The sequence below is a fragment of the Chryseobacterium sp. MDT2-18 genome, assembly GCF_030815285.1.
Taxonomy (GTDB): Bacteria; Bacteroidota; Bacteroidia; order Flavobacteriales; family Weeksellaceae; genus Kaistella; species Kaistella salivictor.
The window spans coordinates 20,049-44,160 of the sequence record NZ_JAUSWQ010000007.1; the positions used below are offsets into that span (position 1 = coordinate 20,049).

Genomic DNA, 24,112 nt, shown 5'->3' on the forward strand with positions numbered 1-24,112 from the left:
AACACCTATTATGAGAACAATTCTGGTTCCGACCGATTTTTCAGAACCCTCCAAAAACGCTGCTCATTATGCCCTGAACATGGCCATAGGCCTCAAGGCAGACCTCCACCTCTGTAACGCGTTTACCGTACCAGCCGAAAGCCCTGTAATGAGCGGGGTTACCTGGTCTTTGTACGAATATCCCGACCTCAAGGAAGAGATCAACAAAGACCTGAAAAAGTTTGCCAACACATTAGAAAAAAAAGAAACTGTTCTGGCGGCAGATGCTCCTACCCTCTTTCATCCCACCATTTCTTATTCCTGTGAACGGGAAGATCTGGTAAGTTTTATTCATACCACCGCCATTGCAACAGATGCTATTCTGATTGTTATGGGAATGACAGGGGGCGGAAAGCTAAACCAGCTCCTCTTTGGAAGCAACAGTCTGAAAATGATTGACAAAACGCAGCATCCCCTACTCATCATTCCTCACCATCACCGCTACCAGGCTATACGGAAAATTGCGTTCGCGACGGACCTGAGTACGGAAGATAAAAAAACCGCACAGGCTTTATCCAAGTTGGCGGAATATTTTGATGCCGAACTCCTGATCAGTCATGTTATTGATTTTAATGAAAAACTGGATAATGATGCGTATGAGCACAAAAAAGATCTTTTCATTCAAGACATTCCGGGGAAAACCAGCTACCTGCCCATTGAAGAGAAAGGGATCGACAGTGGCCTGGATGTTTTAAGAAATAAGGATCTGGATCTGCTGGTGATGGGGCACCAGCATAAAGTATTTTTCGACAGGTTAACCGAGGGCAGCCACAGCATCAGACAGGCCCGTAAACTGCATCTTCCATTAATGGTTATTCCGCAGGGGGTCCCTCTCCTGTTCTGATCAGATTCCCATTTTGAGAGCCGTAATAAAACCCCACAGGTATTACGGCCCAACCGCATCAGTCAACATTTTTCATAATAAATAAGGGTAAGGGTTTTTAAATTTGTAACTTCGTATATTCGGGTACCTTACACTGCCGCCATGGAAAACGCCAGACTTTTGCAGGCCATTATAACCACAGCTCTTGACGGGATTATCACTGTGGACAGTAGCGGTATGATAGAACGCATTAATCCGGCAGGTCTAAAAATATTTGGTTATCAAAATGATGAACTGGTTGGTCAGAACGTTTCCATCCTGATGCCCGAACCTGACAGGAGCGCGCATCATCAGTATATGCAGCACTACCGGAAGACAGGTGAGAAAAAATCCATTGGAAAGATTCGGGAGGTGATCGGACAAAGAAAAGACGGTACTCAATTTCCCTTAAGACTCGCTGTAAGTGAAGTGCAGTATCTGGACAGAATGATCTATACCGCATTTCTTCATGACCTCACCAGAGAGAAAGAAACCGAGGAGATCCTTAAAAAATACACCGGCGAACTCGAAGAACTGGTAGAAGAGCGCACTAAAAGTCTGCAGCAAATGCTTACTGAACTTCAGCAAGCCAAAGAAGAGCTGCACCAGTCTCTTGAAAAAGAAAAAGAACTCAGCCACCTGAAAAGCCGTCTGGTATCCATGGCCTCCCATGAGTTGCGTACTCCACTAAGTGCTATGCAGCTTTCTATAGCCCTCATTGAAAAATATCTCGAGCGTTCAGAGCGGGTGCCGGTGGTAAAATACCTCCATCAGCTGAAAAATGCCATCGGCAATCTCAATGCTATTCTCAATGAGTTTCTTTCGGCGGAAAAACTTGAAATCGGCATTACTACTCCGGTTAACCGTCTTTTTGATGTTTTAAAGTTTGCTGAAGAACTCCGGGACGAAATGCAGCTGATCAGCAAGACCAATCAGGTCATTACTTACCGGCATACCGGCTCTGAACGCCAGATAAATCTGGATCAATACCTGATAAGGCACTGCCTGACTAATCTGATTACCAATGCTGTGAAATATTCAGGTGAAAATACCGTGATTGAATTTTCCACAGAAATTACTGATCAGCAGTATCTTTTTACCGTTAAAGACAATGGCATAGGCATCCCTGAAAAAGATCATGCTTTGATTTTTGAGCCTTTTTTCAGGGCACACAACACCGGCAACATTTCCGGAACAGGATTAGGCCTAAGTATCGTGGATAGTTATGTCAACCTGATGAATGGAGAAATTCATTTCACCAGTTCCCTGAATCAGGGTACGCAATTTACATTATCCTTCTGTAAGACAAAGGATGAAACCAAAGATACGCTGCAAACGCCATCCATAAATACGGACTTTACCTATTGAGAATCATGGCGTCCTCCGGCGGGATAAGGAGCAGAGCATCCTGCGTTGGCGGGCTTCAAAAAGCATAAATCAGCATGATGGGCGCTCGTTTGGAAGGCATTCCTTTTCGTTGAGGCGGCGGGGCAGCATGGCCTGATTACCGTTGATCAGTACAGGTTTCCTGCCACCACTTCCTGAAAGCGCGCACTTTTTCCGGTACTATTTCCTGTCGCTGGGTCGCTGCTGAGAATTGGTGCTGAGTCTGTATGCACAGATTCAATGTCGCCCGGTACCTCAGATCCCCATCACCGGTGTTTCACCCCGCGAACATTCGCAGTTTGTGAAAAAAAGTGATTAGAATCATTTCAAAAAACAACCGCAATCATGGCACACCATAAGGAGGCATTTTACCTTTGATGTATTAACCAACAAAAATAGATTGTCATGAAAACCTTAGAAAGAATCAACACGCTGCCTACTTTTGAATCCATGATGGAAGATTTCTGGAATACCGACGGGTTTTTGAACCAACCCATGCTGGCAAAGAACAATTATCCCAATGTCAACATCCTTGATCAGGACTCTAAGTATGAAATCACCGTTTCTGCACCCGGTTTTAAGAAAGAAGATTTCAAACTGGATCTGGACAACGGTTTTCTCAGCATCAGTGCAGAAACCAGCAAGGAAAGCAAAGAAGAGAAAAAAAATTACCTGAGAAGGGAATTCTCCACCTCCTCTTTCTGCCGAAGTTTCCGTTTGCCTGATAATGTTACGGACGAACAGATCAAGGCGAATTACAAGGACGGCCTGTTAAGCATCAATATTGCTAAAGTGGATAACGGTAAAACAAATCACAAACAAATTAAAATTGAGTAAAAAAGGGAATGCTCTTCAATGGTATCGGCCTATAACCGTAACTTATCGTGAAAAACAGTGCGTTGAAAACGGAAATACTGATTTTTAAAATCGCACCTAAAAAGAACAGTCCAGTCCTGTGAAAAGGAGAAATTTTCATACACAGGATAATACGGGATCAACTTAAAGCCCTGCCGGAAGAGACAAATTGCCGTTCTGAGGATTCCGGCAGGGTTTATATCAAAATGATTCAAGGGTTGAGTCTGCTTTAAAAAATCAACTGGGGAGATTCTTATTCTGTCATGATAGGGACCCGTCATTCAAAAGGGACCTTTTTAACAGGGGATGCCAGTGGCCAGCAGTGCTCAATATTAATTTTGGCGGGAATCTGAATTTTTATCTCGTTGCCTGAATAGAAATAAGAAATCAAACAGATTTCTGTTCTGTGCTTAATCTGTTCAGAAAATCAATAACTTCGTCATCGGTTACCTGAGAGAAATCATCGTAGAACTCCCCTACGGCTCTGAAATCTTCCGGCGCATAAAGACAGATGACCTCATCGGCTTTCTTCCGGAGTTTTCTCAGCGCTTCCGGAGCAGCCACCGGCGTCGCCACCACCACCTTTTCCGGGGCATGATGTTTCACCAAATCAACCGATAAGAGCATGGTGTTTCCGGTAGCAATCCCGTCGTCAACAATAATGACCGTTTTGTCTTTCAGATCAATGGAAGAGCGGTTGCCCATAAACTTTTTATAGCGGTCCTTCAGTGTCGCCCGGATTCTCACCGTTTCCCGGTCTATAAAGTCTTCATCCATATTAAACCTCGGATCCACCACCCGTCCTTCCATACTCACGGAGCCCACTGCCAGTTCAGGGTTTTGGGGATGCCCGATTTTTTTGGTAAGCAGAAGGTCCAGAGGAAGATGCAGTTCTTTGGCGATGTAGAACCCCATAGGGATCGCACCCCGCGGAATGGCGAGGACCACTCCTTTGGTGTCCGCATATTTTTTCAAAAGGGGAACAAGACGCATTGCAGCGTCATATCGGTTATTAAAGATCATGGTGACTGTTTTTGGGTAAAGAATGATGTTCCTGAATACATTTTTGAAACCATTCGGAAGCCAGTTCGGCTACTTCTTCAAGTTTTCCTTCTTCTTCAAATAGATGCGTCGCGCCTTCCACAATAACCAATTTCTTTTCGCACCGTAAATCGTTGTACACTTCTTCATTCAGTTCGATGACCGGAACATCCAGACTGCCTACAATCAGCAGGGTGGGCGCTTTTACCAGCGGATAATCAGCATCAGCAAGATCAGGACGGCCACCGCGAGAAACGATTGCGCTGATCAGCGTTCCCAGTCTTTCTGCCGCATTGATTGCAGATGCCGCACCGGTGCTTGCCCCGAAATATCCAATCTTAAAGTTTTTATAGGCTTCCTGTTGGTGAATAAAATTCGTTACTTCTACCAGCCGCGCGGTAAGCAGATCAATGTCAAAACGGTTTTCATACACGAGATCCTCATCGGGGGTAAGCAGATCAATAAGAAGGGTTGCCATTCCACTTTTATTCAGTACCCTCGCTACAAAAGCATTCCGCGAACTGAAACGGCTGCTTCCACTTCCGTGGCTGAAAATAACGATCGCGGCCGCTCCCGGAGGAACCGTTAAAATTCCTTTCAGTGAAATGTTCCCGAATGGGATGATCATTTCGTGATTTGAAGTATTCATCGCTTTGCATTTATTGAGTCAAAGATAATCTACTGAATGCCTGCATGTAATGATTTCAATCAGTAAAAAAAATGAAATTGATCATTGTTTTTAACGCAAAATATCGGTTCGTTTGCAGGACCAAAAACAGCTGCCATGAAAATTTCATTATCAGAAGACCGTCATCTCATCAGCAGAGAACTTATCCATACCATTACCGGTAATTCGGTGGAATTACAGTCTGCCGAAGACCTGGATCAACTGATTGATCAAATCGGTGACGCCCAATATGTTCTGTTGGGTGAAGCTTCGCACGGCACCCATGAATACTACACATGGCGGAGCAAAATCAGCAAAAAACTGATTGCGGAAAAAGGATTTTCTTTCATCGCCGTCGAAGGAGACTGGCCAGACTGCTACCGGGTCAACCGGTATGTAAAGAATTATCCGGATTCGGGCAAAAGCGCTTTCGAAGTGATGCACGCGTTCAACCGCTGGCCTACCTGGATGTGGGCCAACTGGGAAGTGGTAGCGTTAGCGGAATGGATGAAGAAGCACAATGAAAATCTCCCACGCGGTCAAAAAGCAGGATTTTACGGATTAGATGTGTACAGTCTCTGGGAATCGATGGAAGCCATATTGAAATACCTGGGCAAAGTAGATCCTCAGGCACTTGAAATTGCCAAAAAAGCATTTCAGTGCTTTGAGCCCTACAGTGCCGAAGAAGGTCAGGCCTATGCCCGGGCAACCATGATGGTGCCTTTTTCCTGTGAGCGGGAAGTGATTGATCTGCTGAAAGAAATAAGAACCAGAATCTCCTACTATAATACCGATCACGAAGCGGTTTTCAGCGCCGAGCAAAATGCGGTCATCGCTGTGAACGCAGAAAAATATTACCGCACGATGGTAAAAGGCGGACCTGAGTCGTGGAATATCCGCGACCGCCACATGATGGATACCCTGAACCGCCTGATGCAGTTTCACGGAAGCCATGCCAAAGGAATCATCTGGGAACACAATACCCATATCGGTGATGCACGCGCAACAGATATGACTGCTGATGGAATGGTGAATGTAGGCCAGCTGGTGCGGGAACAGCATGGGGATAACAATGCATTTGCCGTTGGCTTTGGCTCTTATAAAGGAACCGTGATTGCAGGAAATAACTGGGGAGCCGACATGCGCATCCTCCCTTTGCCCGAGGCTGCTCAGGGAAGCTGGGAATACCTCCTTCATCTTTGCGGCGCAAAAGACAGAATCGTATTCATGAATGACAGCATGAAAAAACGCTTTGGCAGTAAAATGATTAAGCACCGCGCAGTCGGGGTGGTTTACCACCCGGAATATGAGCACCGAAACTATGTGCCAAGCCTGATGCCGCTCCGCTACGATGCATTTGTTTACCTGGATGAAACAAAAGCGCTGCATCCGCTGCATGTTGCAAAAGATGTGCATCAGATCCCAGAGACCTATCCTTTTGGCGTCTAAATACCGTGAACAGATACCGGCCTCAGCCTGGTTACTTACCATCCCATTTTCATAAAAAAGAGCCATGAAAGCAATGTTGCTTTACAAAACGGTCAATTTGGCAACGGGCCGTCAGCCATTGGTGCTTGAAAATGTTCCGGTGCCCATTCCCCGCGATGATGAAATACTGATCAGGGTTTCGCGGTGTGGGGTGTGCCATACGGAACTGGATGAAATTGAAGGCCGTACTTCCCCAACAGCATTTCCGGTCATCCCCGGGCACCAGATTGTCGGCCGGGTGGCCGAAAAAGGAACCGCCGTTACGCTTTTTAATCAAGGCGACAGGGTGGGTGTCGCCTGGATATTTTCCGCCTGTGGCGTCTGTGAATACTGCAGAACAGGGAACGAAAATCTTTGCGCTGATTTTAAAGCAACCGGAAGAGATGCTAACGGAGGTTACGCCGAGTACATGACGGTTTCTGAAAAATTCGCCTATCCCATTCCCGGAATATTTTCCGATTCCGAAGCGGCGCCCCTCTTGTGCGCAGGTGCGGTAGGTTACCGCTCCGTGGTACTTTCCGGCATCAGAAACGGACAGCGTCTGGGTCTTACCGGTTTCGGAGCCTCTGCCCATCTGGTCTTAAAAATGATAAAGTATCAATATCCTGAGGTCAGCGTATTTGTCTTTGCCCGCGACCCTGGTGAACAGAAGTTTGCCCTTGAACTGGGTGCCGGATGGGCAGGTAATACACAGGACCGTTCTCCTGAGAAACTTCACGCCATCATAGACACCACCCCAGCCTGGACTCCCGTAGTGGAAGCAATGAAAAATCTTGAGCCCGGAGGACGCCTGATCATTAACGCCATCAGAAAAGAAGACCGGGACAGACCCTATTTGCTTAACCTGAATTATCACGAAGACCTGTGGATGGAAAAGCAGATCAAAAGCGTGGCCAATGTCACCCGCAAAGACGTAAGGGAGTTTTTGCAGCTGGCTGCTGAGATTCCCATTAAACCGGTCATTGAAGAATACCGGTTAGAAGACGCGAACCGCGCATTAACAGATCTCAAAAATAAAAAAAGTATTGGGGCAAAAGTATTGGTAATAGCGTGACTCATCAATATTTTTTTTATTTAATCAACTTTGGCAAAGTTGGAAGCTTCCTAAATTTTTAGGTTTAAAATTCATAATCATTATCCCATTGATGCATTAATTAAAAATTCTTAGGGTTGGGGAAATTAATTTTGATGAAATTTAAACAGGCTCTTAAAAGGTCTGGTTGCAGAGGGCGGTTTTAAATAAGTTCAGGAATTCGACCGTGGTATTTTTTGGTATTTTCCGAAAATAAATGATGAAATAATTAAGCAAATGGCTAAATTTGATAGGGAATAAAATACAAAATAACATTAGGGAAACACGATTTTTTTATAACAGACCATGGAGTGAAGAGTATCTTCATCACCTGCCGAATTCTTTTTATCTGGACGTTTATTTAAAGTGTTTTCGCAGAGCAGCAACACCACAGTAAGTTGATTCGTATTTAGAAATAAGACTTAACCTTTAAAACATACCCATTATGAACCACAACAAAGTCACCCTACACCGCGTTTTTACAGCAAGCCCGGAAAAAGTTTACCGTGCTTTTACAGAGGCCGATGCGCTCACTTCCTGGTTGCCGCCCAATGGTTTTTCGGCTAAAGTGCATGAGCTCGATTTCAAAGTTGGAGGCAGTTATAAAATGTCTTTTACTAATTTCACTACCGGAACTACGCAGTCTTTTGGCGGTGATTATTTAGAAATCAGACCCAATGAATTTTTAAAATACACCGACCATTTTGACAACGAAAATCTGCCTGGAGAAATGATCACCACGGTCTGGCTCAAAAAAGTAGTATGCGGAACAGACGTCACCATTACTCAGGAGGGTATTCCAGAAATGATTCCTGTAGAATTCTGCTATTTAGGATGGCAGGAATCGCTGGAGAAACTTAAAAAATTAGTGGAACCAAATATTCCTGATGCCTGAAATTATCATTTCCCGATATTATAAATTAAAAACCCTATACAATGAATAAACAGATCTTCCTCAATTTCGCAGTTAAAGACCCGGATAAGTCCATGGAATTTTACACCGCTTTAGGATTTACCAACAATCCGCAGTTCTCTGATGAGACGGGAAAATGCATGGTTTGGAGCGAAAGCATTTATGTGATGCTTCTGACGCATGAAAAATTTTCTTCGTTTGCCACCAAACCTATTGCAGACACCAAATCTACATTGGCAGGACTTTTCTCCCTTTCCCTGAATTCTGTGGATGAGGTGAATACCGTAATGACCGCAGGTTTAGCAGCCGGCGGTACTGAACCTTCAGAAATGAGAGACTATGGCTTTATGCAGCAGCGCACCATTGAAGATTTCGACGGACATACGTGGGAATTTTTTTATATGGACATGACCAAAATACCTAAATAATAAATCGTTCCCGCATGAAAAATCAAAAAATCATCTATTGAAGCCGGGATGAGGCGCGGTGGCCGAGGCTCTCGAAGCAACGGATCCTCTGCCTTCGAGTACCTCAGGCATCGGGTGAGGACTCTATCTCTTACCGAGAGTGCGGTGGCTGTGGCACTCGAAGCCACGGATCCTCTGCCTTCGAGTGCCTCAGGCATCGGTAGTAGGATCTATCTTCTATAAGAGATGCGGTGGCTGAGGCTCTCGAAGTCCAGGCATCGGTAGTAGGATCTATCTTTTATATAGGTGCTCGGTGGCTGAGGCTCTCGAAGGCACCATCACCTAGGTCCCGGTAGGCGATTGCCAACTCAGGAAGCAGTTCGGGTGTGCCGTTGATCAGCGCCTCTTTCTTTACCCGGCTCCAGCCCTGAACCTGTTTTTCTCTGTAAAAAGCTTCATCAATCCGGCTGTACTCTTCATAATACAGCAGTTTTACAGGCAGTCTTTTTTTGTATGATTTGCCCCTTCCCCTGCGTGATGCTGGTTCAACTTCACTTCTAAGTTAGTGGTGCTTCCTGTATAATAACTTCTGTCTGAACAGAGTAAGATGTACATATAACCTTTCATAGCGTTTTTTTTTTATTTCAGTTCCTCTGCCTTCGAGGTCCGGTGGCTGAGGCTCTCGAAGACACGGATCCTCTGCCTTCGAGTGCCTCAGGCATCGGGTGAGAGAGCTATCTTTTATATAGGTCCGGTGGCTGAGGCTCTCGAAGATGCGGATACTCTGCCTTCGAGTGCCTCAGGCATCGGTAGTAGGACTCTATCTTTTATAAGAGATGCGGTGGCTGAGGCTCCCGAAGACGCGGTGCCTCTGCCTTCGGTTCCGGTGGCTGAGGCTCTCGAAGTCCAGGCATCGGGTGAGGACTCTATCTTTTATCGAGGGCGCGGTGGCTGAGGCCCTCGAAGCCACCGCGCCTCTCTTTCCTCGCGGCATTTTTTCACGTATTTCTGCGGGCTCATTCCATAGATCTTGAAAAAATGCCTCGAAAAGGTAGAGCGTGAACCCATCCCGCACTCACTTGCCAAGCCATCATTGCCATACTTCAGGTATTCTGGGTTTTCAGAAATCTGCTTTGCAATATAGCGGATGCGCAGTTCATTGAGGTAAGTCCTGAAATTTACACCCTTGCTGATATTGATAAAGGCAGAGAGCTACTGCGTGTTGGTACGCAGCTGGTCAGCCAGTTTTTTTTTGGTCTGTTCCGCATCAAGGTAGTGTTCCCCGTCTTCAAAATGCTGCATTTTTTCCTGCATCCTGTCGTAGATTTCCTGTGGTAGCGTAAATTTTCCCTTTCTCCGTTTCGTACCTGCGGACGAAGTTTCACCGGAAAATGCGGAGGGCGCAATCATCACCCGAAATCTCTTTTCTGCTTCCTTTTCCAAATAATACTGGTAAACGAAGACTGCCAACAATATCATGCTCAATACGAACCCAATGGTCATCATTCTTTTGCTCTGGGTTAGCCTCCTCTTTTCGTATTTAAACCCTTCCGCATGAAATACCGAGGAAAGGTATATCACATCCGCCGAAATTTGGTTCTCCATTTTGCGGTGGACATCGGAATAGTACAGGGCATCATTCATATGATTGCGGTGCTGAGCATCATGCATGAGGAGCCTGTAATTTTCGCAGAGTTCGGGAAATATAAATTGCTGCCGCCGGTACACCGAATCCACTTTCTTAAACAGTCCGATGGCCACGATACTTATATAAGCGAGTATGAAATTTTCATCGAAGATTTTTGCGGTTAATTACGTTTTCAGCAAGTAGAAAGTTTTCGTATTTTTATCCCGCGTGCGGAAATACCCCGTTATCTGTCATTCTATCCGACCATCGTACTGACATCAACGACCGAAAAACATTAGGCAAAAAACACTAACTTAGCGACCGAATTGTAACGACAAGAACGAATGGCAAATAAGTATGTAAATTTTATATCGGACGAGCATTTATTAACCTGTGTTGGTAATCTTCACAAGGCTTATTTGAAAGCGAAAAATAACATCACTAAAAAGAATTTTTACTCAAATAAAGTTGACACTATCAAGCTGACTTTTGACGCAAAGTTCAACGATATTGACGAAGAAAGCCTTATCCAAGCTGAAATTTTAAGACAAATTGATAAATCCATCAACAATTCAATCGGTACTTTTCACGAACAAATTTTAGGTGGAATTAAAGGTTTTGAAGTTGGTAATTTGAGTGGTTTTGACATCAAAGCAACGGACGATACTTTGTTTGCCGACATCAAAAACAAACACAATACAATGAACAGCAGTTCGGCAGAAAGTTTGTTTCAGAAATTGGCTCGTTATGCTGACGATTACAAAAAAGCAAAATGTTATTGGGTGCAGATTTTAGCCAAAAATAGTTTTAACGAACTTTGGAAAGGCGAAATCAACGGTAAAGAATATAGCCACAGCCGAGTTTATAAAATATCGGGCGACCAATTTTATGCTTTGCTTTCGGGACAAGAAGATGCACTTTTACAGTTGTACAAAGCCTTACCAAAAGCAATAAAAGATTATTTGCAATCAATCGAACACAGCAATTCAATCGCTGAAAATTCTGCCATTGACGAAATTAAATTAGAAACAGAAATTTCTAAACGCAGTATTTTAGACCAAATAACGTTCGAGAATTACAGTTATTATTTAGGTTTCGACAAATTGTAATATTGGTTCAAAAATTTCACAATTGAGTAACCAACTTCCTTTCCTAAATTCACAGGGACAGCATTTCCAATTTGTTTGTATTGTTGAGAAGTTGACCCCGAAAATTGCCAATTGTCTGGAAATGTTTGAATTCTTGCATATTCACGAACGGTAAACGGACGAGTTTCATCTGGATGACAACGTTCTGTTTGCTTTTGTGCTGGACTACAAGTCAAAGTCAAGCAAGGTTCATCCCAACCGATTCTTCTTGCCATTCCGGTTTTTCCACCACCTAAATAAAAACTTGCCCCCATAAAATCTTTCTGAATTTCTAAAGGTAAGTCTCTCCAATAGCCTTTTGGAGGGACTAAGTCTAAAACTACTTTCTTACTCTCAGGATATTTTGCTCCCGTAGATTGGGGAACATTGGTATCAAATAACTCACCTTTTTTCAAAGCGTCTCTTAGATTGTAGATTTTTTTATAAGGTTTAGGATATTCGTATTTTAAATCAATATCTTTCCTAATTCCAACCAAAATCAAGCGCTCCCGTTTTTGTGGAACATTAAAATTAATAGCCTTTAAAACTTTTACAGGAACAACATTGTAACCGATTTCGTCCAAAATAGAAATCATTCCTTGTAAAGTTTTTCCGTTTTCGTGACTTAAAAGACCTTTGACATTTTCACCAATACAAATCGGAGGATTTACTTCTTTTACGACTCGAGCAAACTCATAAAATAAAGTTCCTCTTGCATCTTCAAATCCCAATCTTTTTCCAGCATAACTAAACGCCTGACAAGGAAATCCTCCAGTTACCACATCTACCCGATTATAGTATTCCGAAAAATTGAAATCCTTAATATCTCCTTCTAAAACATTCCAATTTGGACGGTTTTTCCTTAAAGTTTCACAAGCGTACTTGTCTATTTCATTTAAAGCAACGCATTTTAAACCCGCTTTTTCCATTCCGACCGCTAAACCACCTGCACCTGCAAACAGTTCTAAAACTCTGTACTCATTTTCAGGCTCAACAAAATTACAAACTGTTTCTTCAATATCAGCATTTAGAAATTCGGCAAACAAAGTTTCAACTTCATCCTTTCTATAAACTCTATAATTACTCATTGGCTCACGAAAGGCTGAAAGTTTTCCTTCTTCATCCCAACGACGAAGCGTTTTCGTACTTTTATTAAGTAACTTCGCTGTTTCTGAAATAGTTAAATACTCACTCATAACCAAATTATACAACATTAGACATTGGTTACAAATTTAATACAAAAAATCTTAAACTTCCAAATGAAAATGACGAAAAGAAGAACGACAGATAAATATTTCTACAAACGGGTATGAAGTTTTCATCGAAGACTTTTGCGGTTAATTAAAGAACCCAAGAAATCAGCTCCGGATCAATATTACCCGATGTTGGAGCTTGACACAGTTTATTTTACACTCCCAAAATACATTGTAAAAAAGAGAATGCAATGATTATTACGAACAAAGTACACCACTCATTCCGACGCAAAGTACACCAGTTAATTTCATAAAAAACTTTCTAGACTTTCCACTATATGATTTTATTCAATTGTTTCATTTTTATCATCTTTTATTAAGTCTTTTGCAAAGTTGATGAACAATTTGTGTGCTTTTGTAAATGAATATCTGTCGTTACTTTGTTTTACGGCTATATTTCTCTTTACCATAGTTCCAATATGTCGTTTTAAACTTTCTTCATTGTTCAACTGCTTGTTAGCTTTTATAACATCTGTCCAAGACGAATTACTAAAATATTCAATAATCTCGTCAATATGAAATTCAGAATAATTGAGTTCCTCTAAAAAATTCTTTCCGTCTTTGTCAAGCTCGTAACAAAGGATTGAAAAGAAAATTGAAATATCTCTTGATGTATTTTCATTTGTCTCACTTGAAACAAGATAATAAAAGTCGTGATTACCAATAAGTTCAAATCCGAAAGAATTTTCAAAGAACTCTATATAAAAATCTTCCTTTTTCTTAATTGTTTCAAATAATAAATCCTCAACGGTAATAAACTTTCCCTCCATTAGGGAAGTGATTATTTCTTTATGTTTATCTGGATACATCTTCTTGTTTTTTGATTATAAGTTTGGGCATAACTAATTCATAATCATTATTATAAACGATTATTTTTTCTCCTTCCTGGTTAACTGAAACTTCATAATCCTCTTCAAAAAGTAAACATGTTACCATAAAGAAGTTGTCAAACGAAAAATCTTCATTTTCTTCCTTAATTGAACTTTCACACCATTTGAAAAAATCCTCTACGGGCAAATTGCTGTTTAGCGTTTCTTTATACTTTGATTTATCGAAAATCCAATCATTGGTTTGTTCTGAATCTTCAACAATTATTATATCAGCTTCATTTTTGAACTGTTCAAAATATTCTTTCGTGTTTTCATAGATGAATCTATTGTAGATATTATCTCTGGTGGAAACAAATATATGTGGCGGTTCAATTCCTTTATAACAGTTTCCATTAGTTAGGTAAAAATGAAAGCCTCTCAAATATTGACTTTCGGTTTTTATTCGTTCAATTAAAGGTAATAATTCATTTGTAAGAATTACAGATTGTGTATTTAAGTCTTTCCCAACTTGACGAAGCAAATGATACAATTTTTCAAATTCTCGTCTTATGCTTTCATCTCCGTAATCAAATCTTTTTACGTTAGTAAACTGAGAAACATTCAGCAATTCATTGTAAATAGATTGACTATGGTTTACGTCTAAAATTGTATTGAGTGGGGTTATGTAATTTTCAATGAGATATCTTGCTTTATGAATTTTCTCTTGGTAGTCAATTTTCTTGTTGTTTGCTTTTAGCTCTCTTGATTCCGTTAATAAACTTTTGGTGTTGTTTACAACGGCATTTGTGAATTTTCTAATTTGACTTGATAAGGCTTCAATTCTTTCTAATAAAATGTTCTTATCCTCATTTATTCCCTCTTTGATTTTTAAAAATAGTGTTCTTATTGACTGTCCAAAATGCTCGATTTCTTCGGGTAAAAGCGGTTTGAATTGTTGATGTATAAATTCAAAAAGTATAAAATACGGTTCGTTAAATGCAAAGTCATCATTCTGCTCAACCAAGATTTGATATTCAGTTAATTGTTCCCGAATGTTTTTGTCGTAATTTTCTAAACAAACATTTAGGGCTTCTTTGGTGATAATATCGTTCTTAACCTGTATATCAAAAAGGTCTCGTAGCAAATCGTAATGATTTGCCATAAACTGCAATATTGATTTTGGTTCAGATTTAATCATATTTCCAATACTGTTGCTCTAAAAATCGGTTATTTCTTATGATGCTTTCCTTAATCTTAACCACATTAATATCCAAACTTTGCTTAATTCTATTCGTCATTTCGGCTTTATTGTCTTTTAAGCTTTGAGAATATTTTCCAAAAAGTTCATCATAGTTTTCGGGAACGTAAAGTTGAGCAAAGTCAAAAACCTCTTTGATTCTTAGAAATTCTTCAAGACCGTTAAAATCGTAATCAACAAAAACAAGTAATTCATTTGTAAAAAGACTGCCTAGAGATTCTTTTCCTATTCGTCCATATTTATGAATGAAAACAAAACTTTCTCCTAACAATTTTTCGGCAACTAAAAACGTGTCCAAATTCTCAACAATACAAATTCGTCTAGTTTCAATTTTTTCTGCATTACAGGCAAATAGTTGAAATTTCTTTGTGTAATCTTCTAAATTCACTTCATTGTCGTTTATCTTAACCTTTTCAAATCCTCTTAACATAAAAATAGGGGTAGAAACTGTTTTTTGAATTTTCGAGTTTCTGAATTTTCTAACATTGTCAGACTTGTCTTTAACTTCAATGTCTTCAGGAAAATAGATTTTAAAAAAACTTTCAAATTCAGTTATTTTTTTTACTTCATATCTGAATCCTCTGCCGGATTTCGTTTTTTCAAGAATTAAAGAAGAAACCAATCCTTTGAAATGAGGTGAACTCAAAACAGTTTTGGGGATTGCCTTTTCTGTAAGAAAAGAATCTTCTTTTAATTTCTTGTATGTTCTGAAATCTGTTTGGTTCACTTTACTTTTTGTTTGCGGTAAATTACATTTCCGTTGTTTTCGCTTAAAACAATTTTCCCTTTACTTCTTCTTACCAAGTAATATTTGTCAAATCCGTCAACCATAGGTGGAATAGACGCAAAAATTGGAGTGAAATAATTTTCTTTACAGAATTTTACTAGTTCACTTCTATTTTCGGGGTCTATTGTTAATACTTCATCTATAAAAATCACAATTTTATTTTCGATATCCTTTACAATAATTTGGCTTATTATTGACATAATTAATATTGAACGAATCATTTTATCCGTTCCGTCTGATTCTACTTGATTCCGCAAATCAAAAATCTTATGCTTGCCTTTTTTGTCAAGGTGTAACTTAATGTCAAAAAGGTCTTTAAATTCAATTACAGATTGATTGTCTAAATATCGGTTTAGAACATTTAGGTTTTCTGATTGGTCATCAAAGATGAGTTCAGAAGTCAGGTCTCGGAGTTCCATAATCTTCTTTAAATCTTTGATTAAATTTTCGTTTGGAATAATTTCAATACTTAAAGAATCGATATCAGAGATTTTTATTTTTCTTATTTTGGAATTGAATTGATTCTTGATGAACGCTTCAAATTCTTGAAATTTTGAATGAAGTGTTTTGCACGGAATAGAAAATTGCGTTGAAATGTTTTTTAGCAATGCGTCAATACTTTTTTGCTTGTCGTCAAGCGTTGCAAGTTCTGAATTAAGATACTTGATAAATTCGTCCTCCGAAGCAAAAACGGTTTCTGTTTTTGTTTTTAGATTTTCAAATAATCTTTCCTTTTTATTCTTGATTTCTTCACGTTCAATCAAGTTTCTTTCAAAGTTTTTGAAAAGGTTATCAAGTGATTCGTTTGTTTGATATTCTAATGGAATAATCCCTGATTGTTCCATTTTCACTTTCCATTCTTGGATTTTTCTGATTCTATTTTCCTTTTGTGATATATCATTCGTTAAGATTTCAATTGCTTGATTTATTCTACCAATCGTTTCTTCGGTTACTTTTAATTCTTTTTCAGTTTCGTCCATTTGCTGAATTAAAACTTTTTGTTCTCCTTCTTCTATTGTTAAGTTTTTTTCAAGTTCGGGCAAAGAATTTAGCTCCTCCATTTTACTACTTACTTCTTTTATTTTTTGTTGAACTGTAAGAAGTTCAGAACGATATTTTTCTAAATCTTTCGCAATAGGCAACAACTGTTCATTACTTTCTTTTTCTTTAGCCGCTTCATCTTTGCGAATTCTCAAGTCATCAATTGAAGCAATTGGCTTGCCTTTAAAACCTCTTGGAATTGAAATTGCTCCATCAAAAATTTTCATTACATCAGTTAAATTCTCAATGCCTGATTGAATATTTTCTTTAGGAAGTGTAGTAATGGAATCGGAAAGAATTGCATTTAGCAATTCTTTATTTGTTGCACTTTTGCTTATCTGATGAATTAGTAAATTTGAGTAAGTTTCAGTTTGCCCCTCAAATTTTAAGATGTCTTGACTAAGTCTAGAAATTTTCCCTTCAATTTCACGACTACTTAGATTTTGGTTTTCAATTTGAGTAAGTCGGCTTTCAATGCTTTTTCTTTCAGTGTCTAAATTGCTCAATGATTGATTTAAAAAGTCAATACCTTCATAAGATTTAATCTTTGAAATCTTTCTTATCAGTAAATCAAGTGAAGTTTGTTTCTGTGTTACGGTTATTTTTAGTCCACCAATTTTTTGATTTAACTTACTTTGTTTCGGATTCAAAGTTTCAGTTAGATTAAATTGATGTTCTTCTTTTTCTTTCCTCTTTCTTATGACACTTGTATTTAGCTCAATGTTGACAGAAGAATAAAGTGCTTCAAAAGCATATACAACTTCTGAAATAATTTGATTTTTTGCTTTATACTGATTGACTAATTCTTTAAAATCGGAAAAACTCTTCTGAATACTTCTAACTACCTTAATTTCTCTGTTATGTTTCAAAAGGGTCTGAATATCCTTTTGATTTTTCTTAGAAAACTCAACCTGTTCGTTCTCTTTATTGTCAGCAATAATCAAAGAATCCTTTAATGTCTTGTTGTCAATGAGTTTTGAATTGATTAAGTAGCGATAAATTTTAGAAAAGTTGTTGCTTATTTCTCTTTGATCTTGTGAAGCTCCTTCATTTAACCACACAACACCATTATTTCGTTTTCCTTTTTGGTAAACGAAATTGAAAAGGTCACGTCTGTTGGAGTATTTGCTATATTCTACGCCTGACGAGGAAAGGTCGGCAAGTAATGAATCAAATTTCTTTAGCTTTTGTCCTTCGGGTGATTGCTTAAAGTATTGTTCTTCTTTGTAGTCGCTGTCAATTTTGTAATAATCCAAATTTCCCTCTGCATTCTTTTTTACTAAAATGCAGTAATACCTTTTTTTGAAAATCTCAAAGATTATGTAGCTCGAATTGATTGAAGGAAAGTAGTGATTAAAAGTTGTTTTGTCGCCCGTTCTGTTACCACTAAAAGTCATTTGTTTTCCATCTATGATATACAGAAAATTTAAAGCATAAATTAAAGTGCTTTTCCCAATATTATTTGGTCCGACTATTTGTACGGAATCACAGTCACCTAACTCGATGTCAGCTTTTGAATAGATGTCTGAATGAAGTATAACGAGTCTTTTTAGCATTGTCTAAATTTTTATTAATTCATTCTTGTTGAAAACAACATCCAAATGATATTGAATAAACTCCTTTTTAGGTAAGTACCTTTGAGGAAGAATCAATGATTTATCTTCTAAATGTGCAAAGTATTTTCCATAATAATCCGCATCTTTCTTTTTTCTAAGTTTATCAGAAAGTAAGATTTGATAATTTTCATTTATTGCAATCAAACCTTTATCAAATGCTTTATCGTAAAGTGCGGACAAGCAAATTCCATTTTCTGGATTCAGTCTTTCTTCTTCATTTTTAGACCAAGGAACAATATGGCTTGCTAATAATAACTCGGGTAAATCAATCCCACTAATTGCACATTTACTTGAATAATTGGCGACAACTATTTGTCTGAAAACATTTTGATTTACCCTCGTTTTTACTTCACGAATTTTGGTTTCTCCTTTCAAATCTTTAATATCAAAGAATAAATCCGCAAACTTAGTTTCAATGGTTTGATTTTCTTTTTCAGCCAAAATTCTTTCGCTTTCAAAAATTAATAATTCTTTGTTACCAAAAAATTCATCCCAAATTGGTTGACATTGTTTTCTTCCACCTGGCATTCCTACAACACCTCTATTTTGATGATATGGGTCACAAGAAGCGAAGTTACCAAGCCGAATGGAAATTGAGCTGACGGTTCTGCCAATTAAGCTTGCCATTTCAATAACTTCTGGCGTTCTCGAGTGCATTTTGCCAAATGGCAATTTCAGATACAAGTTAAAAACAAGTATCAATTCTTCACGTGACCATAGTTTTCTCTCCATAACAATCAAAATTTTAAGCAACCATTATCGGCACCATATTTCCAATTTGTTTGAAAGCCGCCATCCTTTTAGATAATCTTAATATTCCTCCTCTTGATTTTTCTTTTACAACCAATGAAAAGTGGTTCTCGTTCTTAAAGTATCACATGCATATTTATTCATTTCCACATGCGCAACAGGATGAACCCCAATCTTATAAATCCTTCTGAAAGTCCACCTGCACCTGCAAACAAATCTCTAAATTTTATTTCTGTCATCCTATTTTATAGGACAATGAATATACATTAAAATCTTCACAGATGAAAAATTTCAATAAAAAACAACTAAATTCCCTTTTTAATGTTAGAGAGTATTGGATAAAATTTCATAAAACCGAAGATTCTGTGATGATGTAAATTTACATAAGATTCAAGGATGAAAAATACGGTTTTCCGTAATTAATTAGATTAAAAAAAAAATTATGCCAGACATACAACGAAGCAACGCAACTACGATATGAGCCAGATTAAAAGTAAAAATACCAAGCCTGAAATCAAACTCAGAAAAGCTTTATTTTGAGTAAGGTTTTGATATTCTTTATACAGTAAAAGCTTACCGGGAATGATTACGGTTTGGGAATGTGAGCTAAAAAAAATACGGTCGAAGACACCATAAAATTGCTGAAACAAAACATTAAAGGTTCCGCTGAGAGTCCTGCAGAATAATTTCAAAATCGAGAAAGGATGCGAATTTGGAGAGATAATCAATGCTACAGTTGAATTTCCCGCTTTCTATTTTAGAAATGGTAGACCGGCTGATGTTCATTTTATCGGCCAACTGTTCCTGACTCAAACTGCGTTTTTCCCGGATTTCCCGGATAGACCTGCCTACTTTCAAACGGCACTCCGTGAGGTAAGCTTCAATAGAAACCCCGTCTGTATCTGTTATATTTTTCACTCTTGATTACGGTTCATTGATCATTTCAGTGATGATCTCAATTGCTCTTTCCTTGCTGAGTATATTTCCGAATTCCCTTAAAGAATCCTCATCGGTATAAACCCCATTACGGTCATTCCAGCACAGCCAGTCGATCAGTTCAGACCTTGACCATGTATTCAGTTTTTCATTCAGTACTTCACCTTTCAGTTCCATGATCCGGTAGTACGGATGGCTTAGCTTTTCCTGTTCGCTTAAGTAGGTATTCATAATTTCTGAATTTTAACGGGTTATTTTTGCAATATCTTATAGCTGTGCAGGACTGACAGCGCGTCAATAATTCCCTATTTCAAATATAAGAAACATTTACCTGGTGTGCAATATAATGAACATTTAAATTAATGTATTTCATTTTAAATGGATGAAAAAAACAGGGAAAAATTACGAAAACCGGAAACTGCAAACAGCAGAACCATTTTGAAGTAAATAGGACCATCTTTTTATCCCGCAAATTGATCATGAGATCGAAGATTTAATAATACCTCCAAATAGAAAAAGGGACCTGCTATGGAAACCACTGAAAATATAACCCCGGAAGCCTTCATGAAGTTTTTCCGCGATACCGAAAAACTCAATCAGCTGACCCCTGAGGACAGAACTGAAATTTTCAGAACGGTATTACTGGGAAGCTCTGATCTGACAGAAGATTTATTGAATGAAATTTTAAGTGATTATTCCGTGATCATCTGCAGGCAGTAGCGGTATAAAATGGCAGGAGAATCCCGGACAGGCTACCGAAAGTGCGCTCCAGACGTGAAGGATTCCAATCATGATGCCGGGAGTACATCGGTACAGATTACCAAATTACACCCCAATATTTCCGGTATTCCCCTCCGAAGCTTCCCCACTGCTCACAAAATCACTAAGCCATTCTGCAAAATCTGCCAGTTCAGCATCATGCTTTGAATAACCCATGTCCTCAGCAACATCCGGCATCTGCCAGTTTGAAAACACCTTAGTAGGCGGACGGCTGTTCTCCGCCTCCAGAAAAGCGGGAACAATCCAGGTATTGACAAGATCGATCTGTATAATTTTGGCCTTTGCCTCTTTGATTCTGTCTTTTTTAAAGAGCGTAATGGCCCACTCGAATAAAAATACAGGATACCCTGAATCATCAGGAAAATTCTTACTGAACCAGTTAAAATACCGGAGAGCGCCCGAATAATCCTGTATCCTGAGGTACAGTTCCGGAGGCAGATACCGCAATCCGCGGCTGTCGTCGTAATAACCTCCCCACCTCTTTTTATCGGCGGCAAGTTCCTTCCTGATTTTTGCAATCTTAAACTGAATCCGTTCTATCTGTTTGGGCGTCATTACTGATACTTTTAGGGTTACCGGCGACCTGAATCCTTACAAAAAATTACCGGTCTTCCGTCAGTATAAAAATAGTATTTTTTTGGATATTGCAGAAATTTCTGTCCTGCAGCATCCCCACCTTTCATTTGGCTCAGGAATTTCCCTGCACACCTGCAAATCTTTTCCCATATCCAGGGATTGGATCTGATTTTGCTTTTTTGGCCCCATGGAACGTATTTTATTGGGAGTTTCGGCATGCTTTCCACGCGGGTCTGATCCGGCTTTATAATGGGCTGCCTGAAAACGGAGGGCCGGACACGGCCGGGCTAATCAAAATAATCGATCGCGCCTTCGGGGGATTTTCACGCTGTTTTCAGTTTGCAGAACAAAATTTATACAGGCTCTTAATACATCAAACCAAAAAGCCAAACCGGAATAATATTTGCAAAACCGATTTCAATACCGTCTTTCGCAACGTAAGCATTTTCTACGTTTGTTATTTGTTTTTTGGTTTTGTTTTTTCCTCCAATCTCAAACACATAAGTTTTATCGATCACAAAATCGGCAATTTCTGATCGGTTTATTTCGTGTAAACCCTTGAATTGGTTGAGGAAAAATGTTTCACGTACATTTCCAACATTTGTATTATCTTTTGCCAAAGCATACATCAGGTTGCTGTTTTTCAGATACAGTTTTTCAGGTTTGGTCAGTACTCCAATACCCGAAGTATCTCTGTAAAGTTCATTGACCAATCCTGCACGTTCCAGAATCTTTATGCTTTGCACCAACATGTTTCTGGAAACGCCTACTTTTTCGCTCAGTTTCGTGACATTAGGGGTAAACGGCGCACTTGAAGCCACGCTGATGAGTAATTTTTTCAGCTTTACCAACGTGTCGTAATTCAAATCTTCCACCGCATTGATATCAATCTCAATGATAAGATTAATTGTGTTTTGCAGTTTCTGTATATAAAGACTCTCACTTTCTCTGTAGTAGGGATACGCTCCGATTTTCAGATATTTTTCAAATAACGGCAAAGGTTTTATCTCATCTAAAAGTGCTGTGGCAATCCGGTTATGGTGTTCCAGCAGTTCCAAAAATGAATAAACAGGAACTGTTTTCCTGGTTTCAAAAGTGATAAACTCCCGGAAAGACAGTTCTTTCAAATGATAGGTAACAGCTCTTCTGCTCAAATCCGATTCGGACTTATAAATTTCGAGCATTGAAGACGAAGTAAAAATAACATTGAGCTCCGGGAAATTATCGTAAATCAATTTGATTTCCCGTGACCAATCCGGGTATTTATGAACCTCATCGAGCAATAGATAGGTCCCTCCGAACTGGGTAAACTGTTTTGCCAAATGATACAGTTTGTTATCAAAAAAGTAAATATGATCCAAACTTACATAAAGGGTTGACTGCAGCGGTAAATGCAATTTTGCCATTTGCAGAAGTAAAGTGGTTTTTCCGGCACCTCTTGCGCCTTTTACCGCAATCAAACGGTTACTCAAATCTATTTGATGAACAAGATAGCGCTGTAGATTCAAAGATATACCTGCTATTTTTGACTGAAATTCCAACAATAAATCTTCCATATTTGCTACTTTTAAGAAGCAAATATACATTTTTTTGCTGTTTATGAAAAGCATTTATTTATATATATTGCTTTCCAGAGAAAGCATTATTAAATAATAGAGGAGCAAAATATTTGATAGAATACCTGTTTTTATGTTTTCACAGCCCTTCCCGCTTTCCAGTCACCGCTCAGTACCGGCAGTAAGCCATAGCGTTCCGGCTTAAAGACCTGCGCATTTTTCATAACCCGGAATTAAAATTATACCCAATACGCAAGTCTATTAATTTTATAAATTACTGACAATTAATCATAAAAAAAACAATTTTGAGGGTTGAGCTATTTGTGTATATTTGAAGTTAGCGGTCAGTTTGGGGACTTTTAATAAAAGCCACCCAGGGTTTGCCAATCGGAACAGCTTATGCCGTGTGGACAGGTATCGAAGCAGTAGGAACTGTACTGGTTGGAATTATTGTATTTAAAGAACCTGCAACTTTTCTGCGAATCCTTTTCATTATCACTTTGATCGGTTCAATTGTCGGACTTAAAGCGGTATCAGCTCATTAATATAAACTAAAAAAATAAGTACAGAAATGGAGAACATCACCATACAGAAAGTAACAATAAAAGATCTTGAGAAACTGCAAAAAATAGGGAGAGCTACTTTTTCGGAAACATTTTCTTCAGGTAACACCGAAAAAAATATAGAAAAATATCTGACCGAGGGATTTTCCAATGAAAAGCTGACGAACGAGTTGAACAATGAAAATTCTGAATTTTATTTTGCGTTATCCAAAAACAGCATCATCGGTTACTTAAAAATCAATTTCGGAGCTTCACAAACTGAATTAAAAGATGAAAAAGCCCTTGAAATTGAACGCATTTATGTTCTGAAAGAGTTTCACGGCAGGAAAGCCGGACAGATTCTTTACGAAAAAGCGATTGAAATTGCCCAACAGAAAAATTCGCATTATGTATGGTTAGGAGTTTGGGAAGAAAATCCAAGAGCGATCCGTTTTTATAAAAAGAACGGTTTTATAGCGTTTGATAAGCATATTTTCAAATTAGGAGATGATGAGCAGACTGACATTATGATGAAGCTTAAACTACGCTGAAAACAGAAAGGCAGCGGCCGTAAATAATGAAAAACATTGGAGCAAACTGACATCAGTCTGCGGTCTGCTCCTTCGGCGTTTGGCTTTGCTGCCTTGCGTTCAGAAACCGGATATTCGACGGAATCAATGACAGTGCATAGTCGTAGGAAGAATCTTACCCCTGTTGGCTACCG

The 24,112-nt window shown here is 39.0% G+C and carries 25 protein-coding genes and 2 pseudogenes; 12 read left to right on the top strand and 15 right to left on the bottom strand.

Features of this window, described 5'->3' with window-relative positions:
• Window positions 1-10: 10 nt before the first annotated feature.
• From QF004_RS08775 to QF004_RS08785, 3 genes are all read left to right on the top strand, one after another.
• On the top strand, window positions 11-883 hold the full coding sequence (locus QF004_RS08775; protein ID WP_133440683.1) for a universal stress protein: 873 nt from the start codon (window positions 11-13) through the stop codon (window positions 881-883).
• Window positions 884-1,024: 141 nt separating this feature from the next.
• Complete coding sequence (locus tag QF004_RS08780; protein WP_282905779.1) at window positions 1,025-2,269, top strand: PAS domain-containing sensor histidine kinase; 1,245 nt, start codon at window positions 1,025-1,027, stop codon at window positions 2,267-2,269.
• Window positions 2,270-2,692: 423 nt separating this feature from the next.
• The gene (locus QF004_RS08785) at window positions 2,693-3,124 is read left to right on the top strand and encodes an Hsp20/alpha crystallin family protein (RefSeq protein WP_133440685.1); all 432 of its coding nucleotides are present in this window, start codon (window positions 2,693-2,695) and stop codon (window positions 3,122-3,124) included.
• A 405-nt stretch (window positions 3,125-3,529) separates the two neighbouring features.
• On the opposite strand, the gene QF004_RS08790 is transcribed toward QF004_RS08785, so the two are convergent.
• Both QF004_RS08790 and QF004_RS08795 read right to left on the bottom strand, forming a co-directional pair.
• The gene (locus QF004_RS08790; protein ID WP_307425148.1) at window positions 3,530-4,165 is read right to left on the bottom strand and encodes a phosphoribosyltransferase; all 636 of its coding nucleotides are present in this window, start codon (window positions 4,163-4,165) and stop codon (window positions 3,530-3,532) included.
• Window positions 4,155-4,832, bottom strand: coding sequence for a dienelactone hydrolase family protein (locus QF004_RS08795; protein ID WP_133440687.1), 678 nt, complete (start codon window positions 4,830-4,832; stop codon window positions 4,155-4,157). Before QF004_RS08795 ends, QF004_RS08790 begins: the two co-directional genes overlap by 11 nt.
• A gap of 135 nt (window positions 4,833-4,967) precedes the next feature.
• Here QF004_RS08795 and QF004_RS08800 point away from each other — a divergent pair, with 135 nt between their 5' ends.
• The 4 genes from QF004_RS08800 (at window position 4,968) to QF004_RS08815 (ending at window position 8,751) form a co-directional block, all read left to right on the top strand.
• Window positions 4,968-6,299 (top strand): erythromycin esterase family protein, encoded by a 1,332-nt coding sequence (locus tag QF004_RS08800; protein WP_307425151.1) that lies wholly within the window; start codon window positions 4,968-4,970, stop codon window positions 6,297-6,299.
• A gap of 64 nt (window positions 6,300-6,363) precedes the next feature.
• Window positions 6,364-7,392, top strand: a complete 1,029-nt coding sequence (locus QF004_RS08805) for a zinc-dependent alcohol dehydrogenase family protein (RefSeq protein WP_307425154.1) — start codon at window positions 6,364-6,366, stop codon at window positions 7,390-7,392.
• A gap of 463 nt (window positions 7,393-7,855) precedes the next feature.
• A complete protein-coding gene (locus tag QF004_RS08810) occupies window positions 7,856-8,305 on the top strand; it encodes an SRPBCC family protein (RefSeq protein WP_307425157.1) in 450 nt (149 codons plus the stop codon).
• Between the two features lie 41 nt (window positions 8,306-8,346).
• Complete coding sequence (locus tag QF004_RS08815) at window positions 8,347-8,751, top strand: VOC family protein (RefSeq protein WP_307425160.1); 405 nt, start codon at window positions 8,347-8,349, stop codon at window positions 8,749-8,751.
• A gap of 471 nt (window positions 8,752-9,222) precedes the next feature.
• Here QF004_RS08815 and QF004_RS08820 read toward each other — a convergent pair whose 3' ends face one another.
• From QF004_RS08820 to QF004_RS08825, 3 genes are all read right to left on the bottom strand, one after another.
• Window positions 9,223-9,357 (bottom strand): GIY-YIG nuclease family protein, encoded by a 135-nt coding sequence (locus QF004_RS08820; protein ID WP_307425163.1) that lies wholly within the window; start codon window positions 9,355-9,357, stop codon window positions 9,223-9,225.
• Window positions 9,358-9,663: 306 nt separating this feature from the next.
• Window positions 9,664-9,930: a helix-turn-helix domain-containing protein gene (locus QF004_RS13970; protein ID WP_373456892.1), complete on the bottom strand. Its 267-nt coding sequence runs from the start codon at window positions 9,928-9,930 to the stop codon at window positions 9,664-9,666.
• A 12-nt stretch (window positions 9,931-9,942) separates the two neighbouring features.
• Entirely contained in the window at window positions 9,943-10,491 is a 549-nt protein-coding gene (locus tag QF004_RS08825) for a hypothetical protein (RefSeq protein ID WP_307425165.1), read from the bottom strand.
• A 210-nt stretch (window positions 10,492-10,701) separates the two neighbouring features.
• Here QF004_RS08825 and QF004_RS08830 point away from each other — a divergent pair, with 210 nt between their 5' ends.
• Window positions 10,702-11,466: an Eco47II family restriction endonuclease gene (locus QF004_RS08830; RefSeq protein ID WP_307425168.1), complete on the top strand. Its 765-nt coding sequence runs from the start codon at window positions 10,702-10,704 to the stop codon at window positions 11,464-11,466.
• Here the strand turns inward: QF004_RS08830 and dcm are convergent.
• From dcm to QF004_RS08860, 6 genes are all read right to left on the bottom strand, one after another.
• Window positions 11,442-12,698, bottom strand: a complete 1,257-nt coding sequence (dcm, locus tag QF004_RS08835) for a DNA (cytosine-5-)-methyltransferase (RefSeq protein WP_373456887.1) — start codon at window positions 12,696-12,698, stop codon at window positions 11,442-11,444. The two genes, QF004_RS08830 and dcm, sit on opposite strands and share 25 nt — an antisense overlap.
• A 323-nt stretch (window positions 12,699-13,021) precedes the next feature.
• On the bottom strand, window positions 13,022-13,546 hold the full coding sequence (locus tag QF004_RS08840; protein ID WP_307425171.1) for a hypothetical protein: 525 nt from the start codon (window positions 13,544-13,546) through the stop codon (window positions 13,022-13,024).
• Entirely contained in the window at window positions 13,533-14,708 is a 1,176-nt protein-coding gene (locus tag QF004_RS08845) for a hypothetical protein (RefSeq protein WP_307425174.1), read from the bottom strand. Before QF004_RS08845 ends, QF004_RS08840 begins: the two co-directional genes overlap by 14 nt.
• A gap of 28 nt (window positions 14,709-14,736) precedes the next feature.
• Window positions 14,737-15,426 (bottom strand): hypothetical protein, encoded by a 690-nt coding sequence (locus tag QF004_RS08850; protein ID WP_307425177.1) that lies wholly within the window; start codon window positions 15,424-15,426, stop codon window positions 14,737-14,739.
• 101 nt (window positions 15,427-15,527) lie between these two features.
• Window positions 15,528-18,188, bottom strand: a complete 2,661-nt coding sequence (locus QF004_RS08855) for a hypothetical protein (RefSeq protein ID WP_307425180.1) — start codon at window positions 18,186-18,188, stop codon at window positions 15,528-15,530.
• 3 nt (window positions 18,189-18,191) lie between these two features.
• The gene (locus tag QF004_RS08860; protein WP_307425184.1) at window positions 18,192-18,980 is read right to left on the bottom strand and encodes an HNH endonuclease; all 789 of its coding nucleotides are present in this window, start codon (window positions 18,978-18,980) and stop codon (window positions 18,192-18,194) included.
• 480 nt (window positions 18,981-19,460) lie between these two features.
• On the opposite strand from QF004_RS08860, the pseudogene QF004_RS13975 reads away from it, so the two are divergent.
• Window positions 19,461-19,538 (top strand): annotated as a pseudogene (locus tag QF004_RS13975) (hypothetical protein); the annotation flags it as partial.
• 114 nt (window positions 19,539-19,652) lie between these two features.
• Here QF004_RS13975 and QF004_RS08865 read toward each other — a convergent pair.
• Window positions 19,653-19,916 carry a helix-turn-helix transcriptional regulator gene (locus QF004_RS08865; protein WP_307425187.1) on the bottom strand — a complete coding sequence of 88 codons (264 nt, stop codon included), beginning with the start codon at window positions 19,914-19,916 and terminating at the stop codon, window positions 19,653-19,655.
• 6 nt (window positions 19,917-19,922) lie between these two features.
• On the bottom strand, window positions 19,923-20,165 hold the full coding sequence (locus QF004_RS08870; RefSeq protein ID WP_307425189.1) for a hypothetical protein: 243 nt from the start codon (window positions 20,163-20,165) through the stop codon (window positions 19,923-19,925).
• A gap of 297 nt (window positions 20,166-20,462) precedes the next feature.
• Between QF004_RS08870 and QF004_RS08875 the strand changes: the two genes are divergently transcribed.
• Window positions 20,463-20,654 carry a hypothetical protein gene (locus tag QF004_RS08875; protein WP_133440707.1) on the top strand — a complete coding sequence of 64 codons (192 nt, stop codon included), beginning with the start codon at window positions 20,463-20,465 and terminating at the stop codon, window positions 20,652-20,654.
• Between the two features lie 105 nt (window positions 20,655-20,759).
• Here the strand turns inward: QF004_RS08875 and QF004_RS08880 are convergent, their stop codons facing one another.
• Complete coding sequence (locus QF004_RS08880; protein WP_307425192.1) at window positions 20,760-21,269, bottom strand: tol-pal system YbgF family protein; 510 nt, start codon at window positions 21,267-21,269, stop codon at window positions 20,760-20,762.
• 386 nt (window positions 21,270-21,655) lie between these two features.
• Entirely contained in the window at window positions 21,656-22,846 is a 1,191-nt protein-coding gene (locus tag QF004_RS08885) for an ATP-binding protein (RefSeq protein WP_307425195.1), read from the bottom strand.
• A 356-nt stretch (window positions 22,847-23,202) separates the two neighbouring features.
• Here QF004_RS08885 and QF004_RS08890 point away from each other — a divergent pair.
• Window positions 23,203-23,391: pseudogene (locus QF004_RS08890) on the top strand (multidrug efflux SMR transporter); the annotation flags it as partial.
• Window positions 23,392-23,417: 26 nt separating this feature from the next.
• The gene (locus tag QF004_RS08895) at window positions 23,418-23,939 is read left to right on the top strand and encodes a GNAT family N-acetyltransferase (protein WP_133440710.1); all 522 of its coding nucleotides are present in this window, start codon (window positions 23,418-23,420) and stop codon (window positions 23,937-23,939) included.
• Window positions 23,940-24,112: the final 173 nt, after the last annotated feature.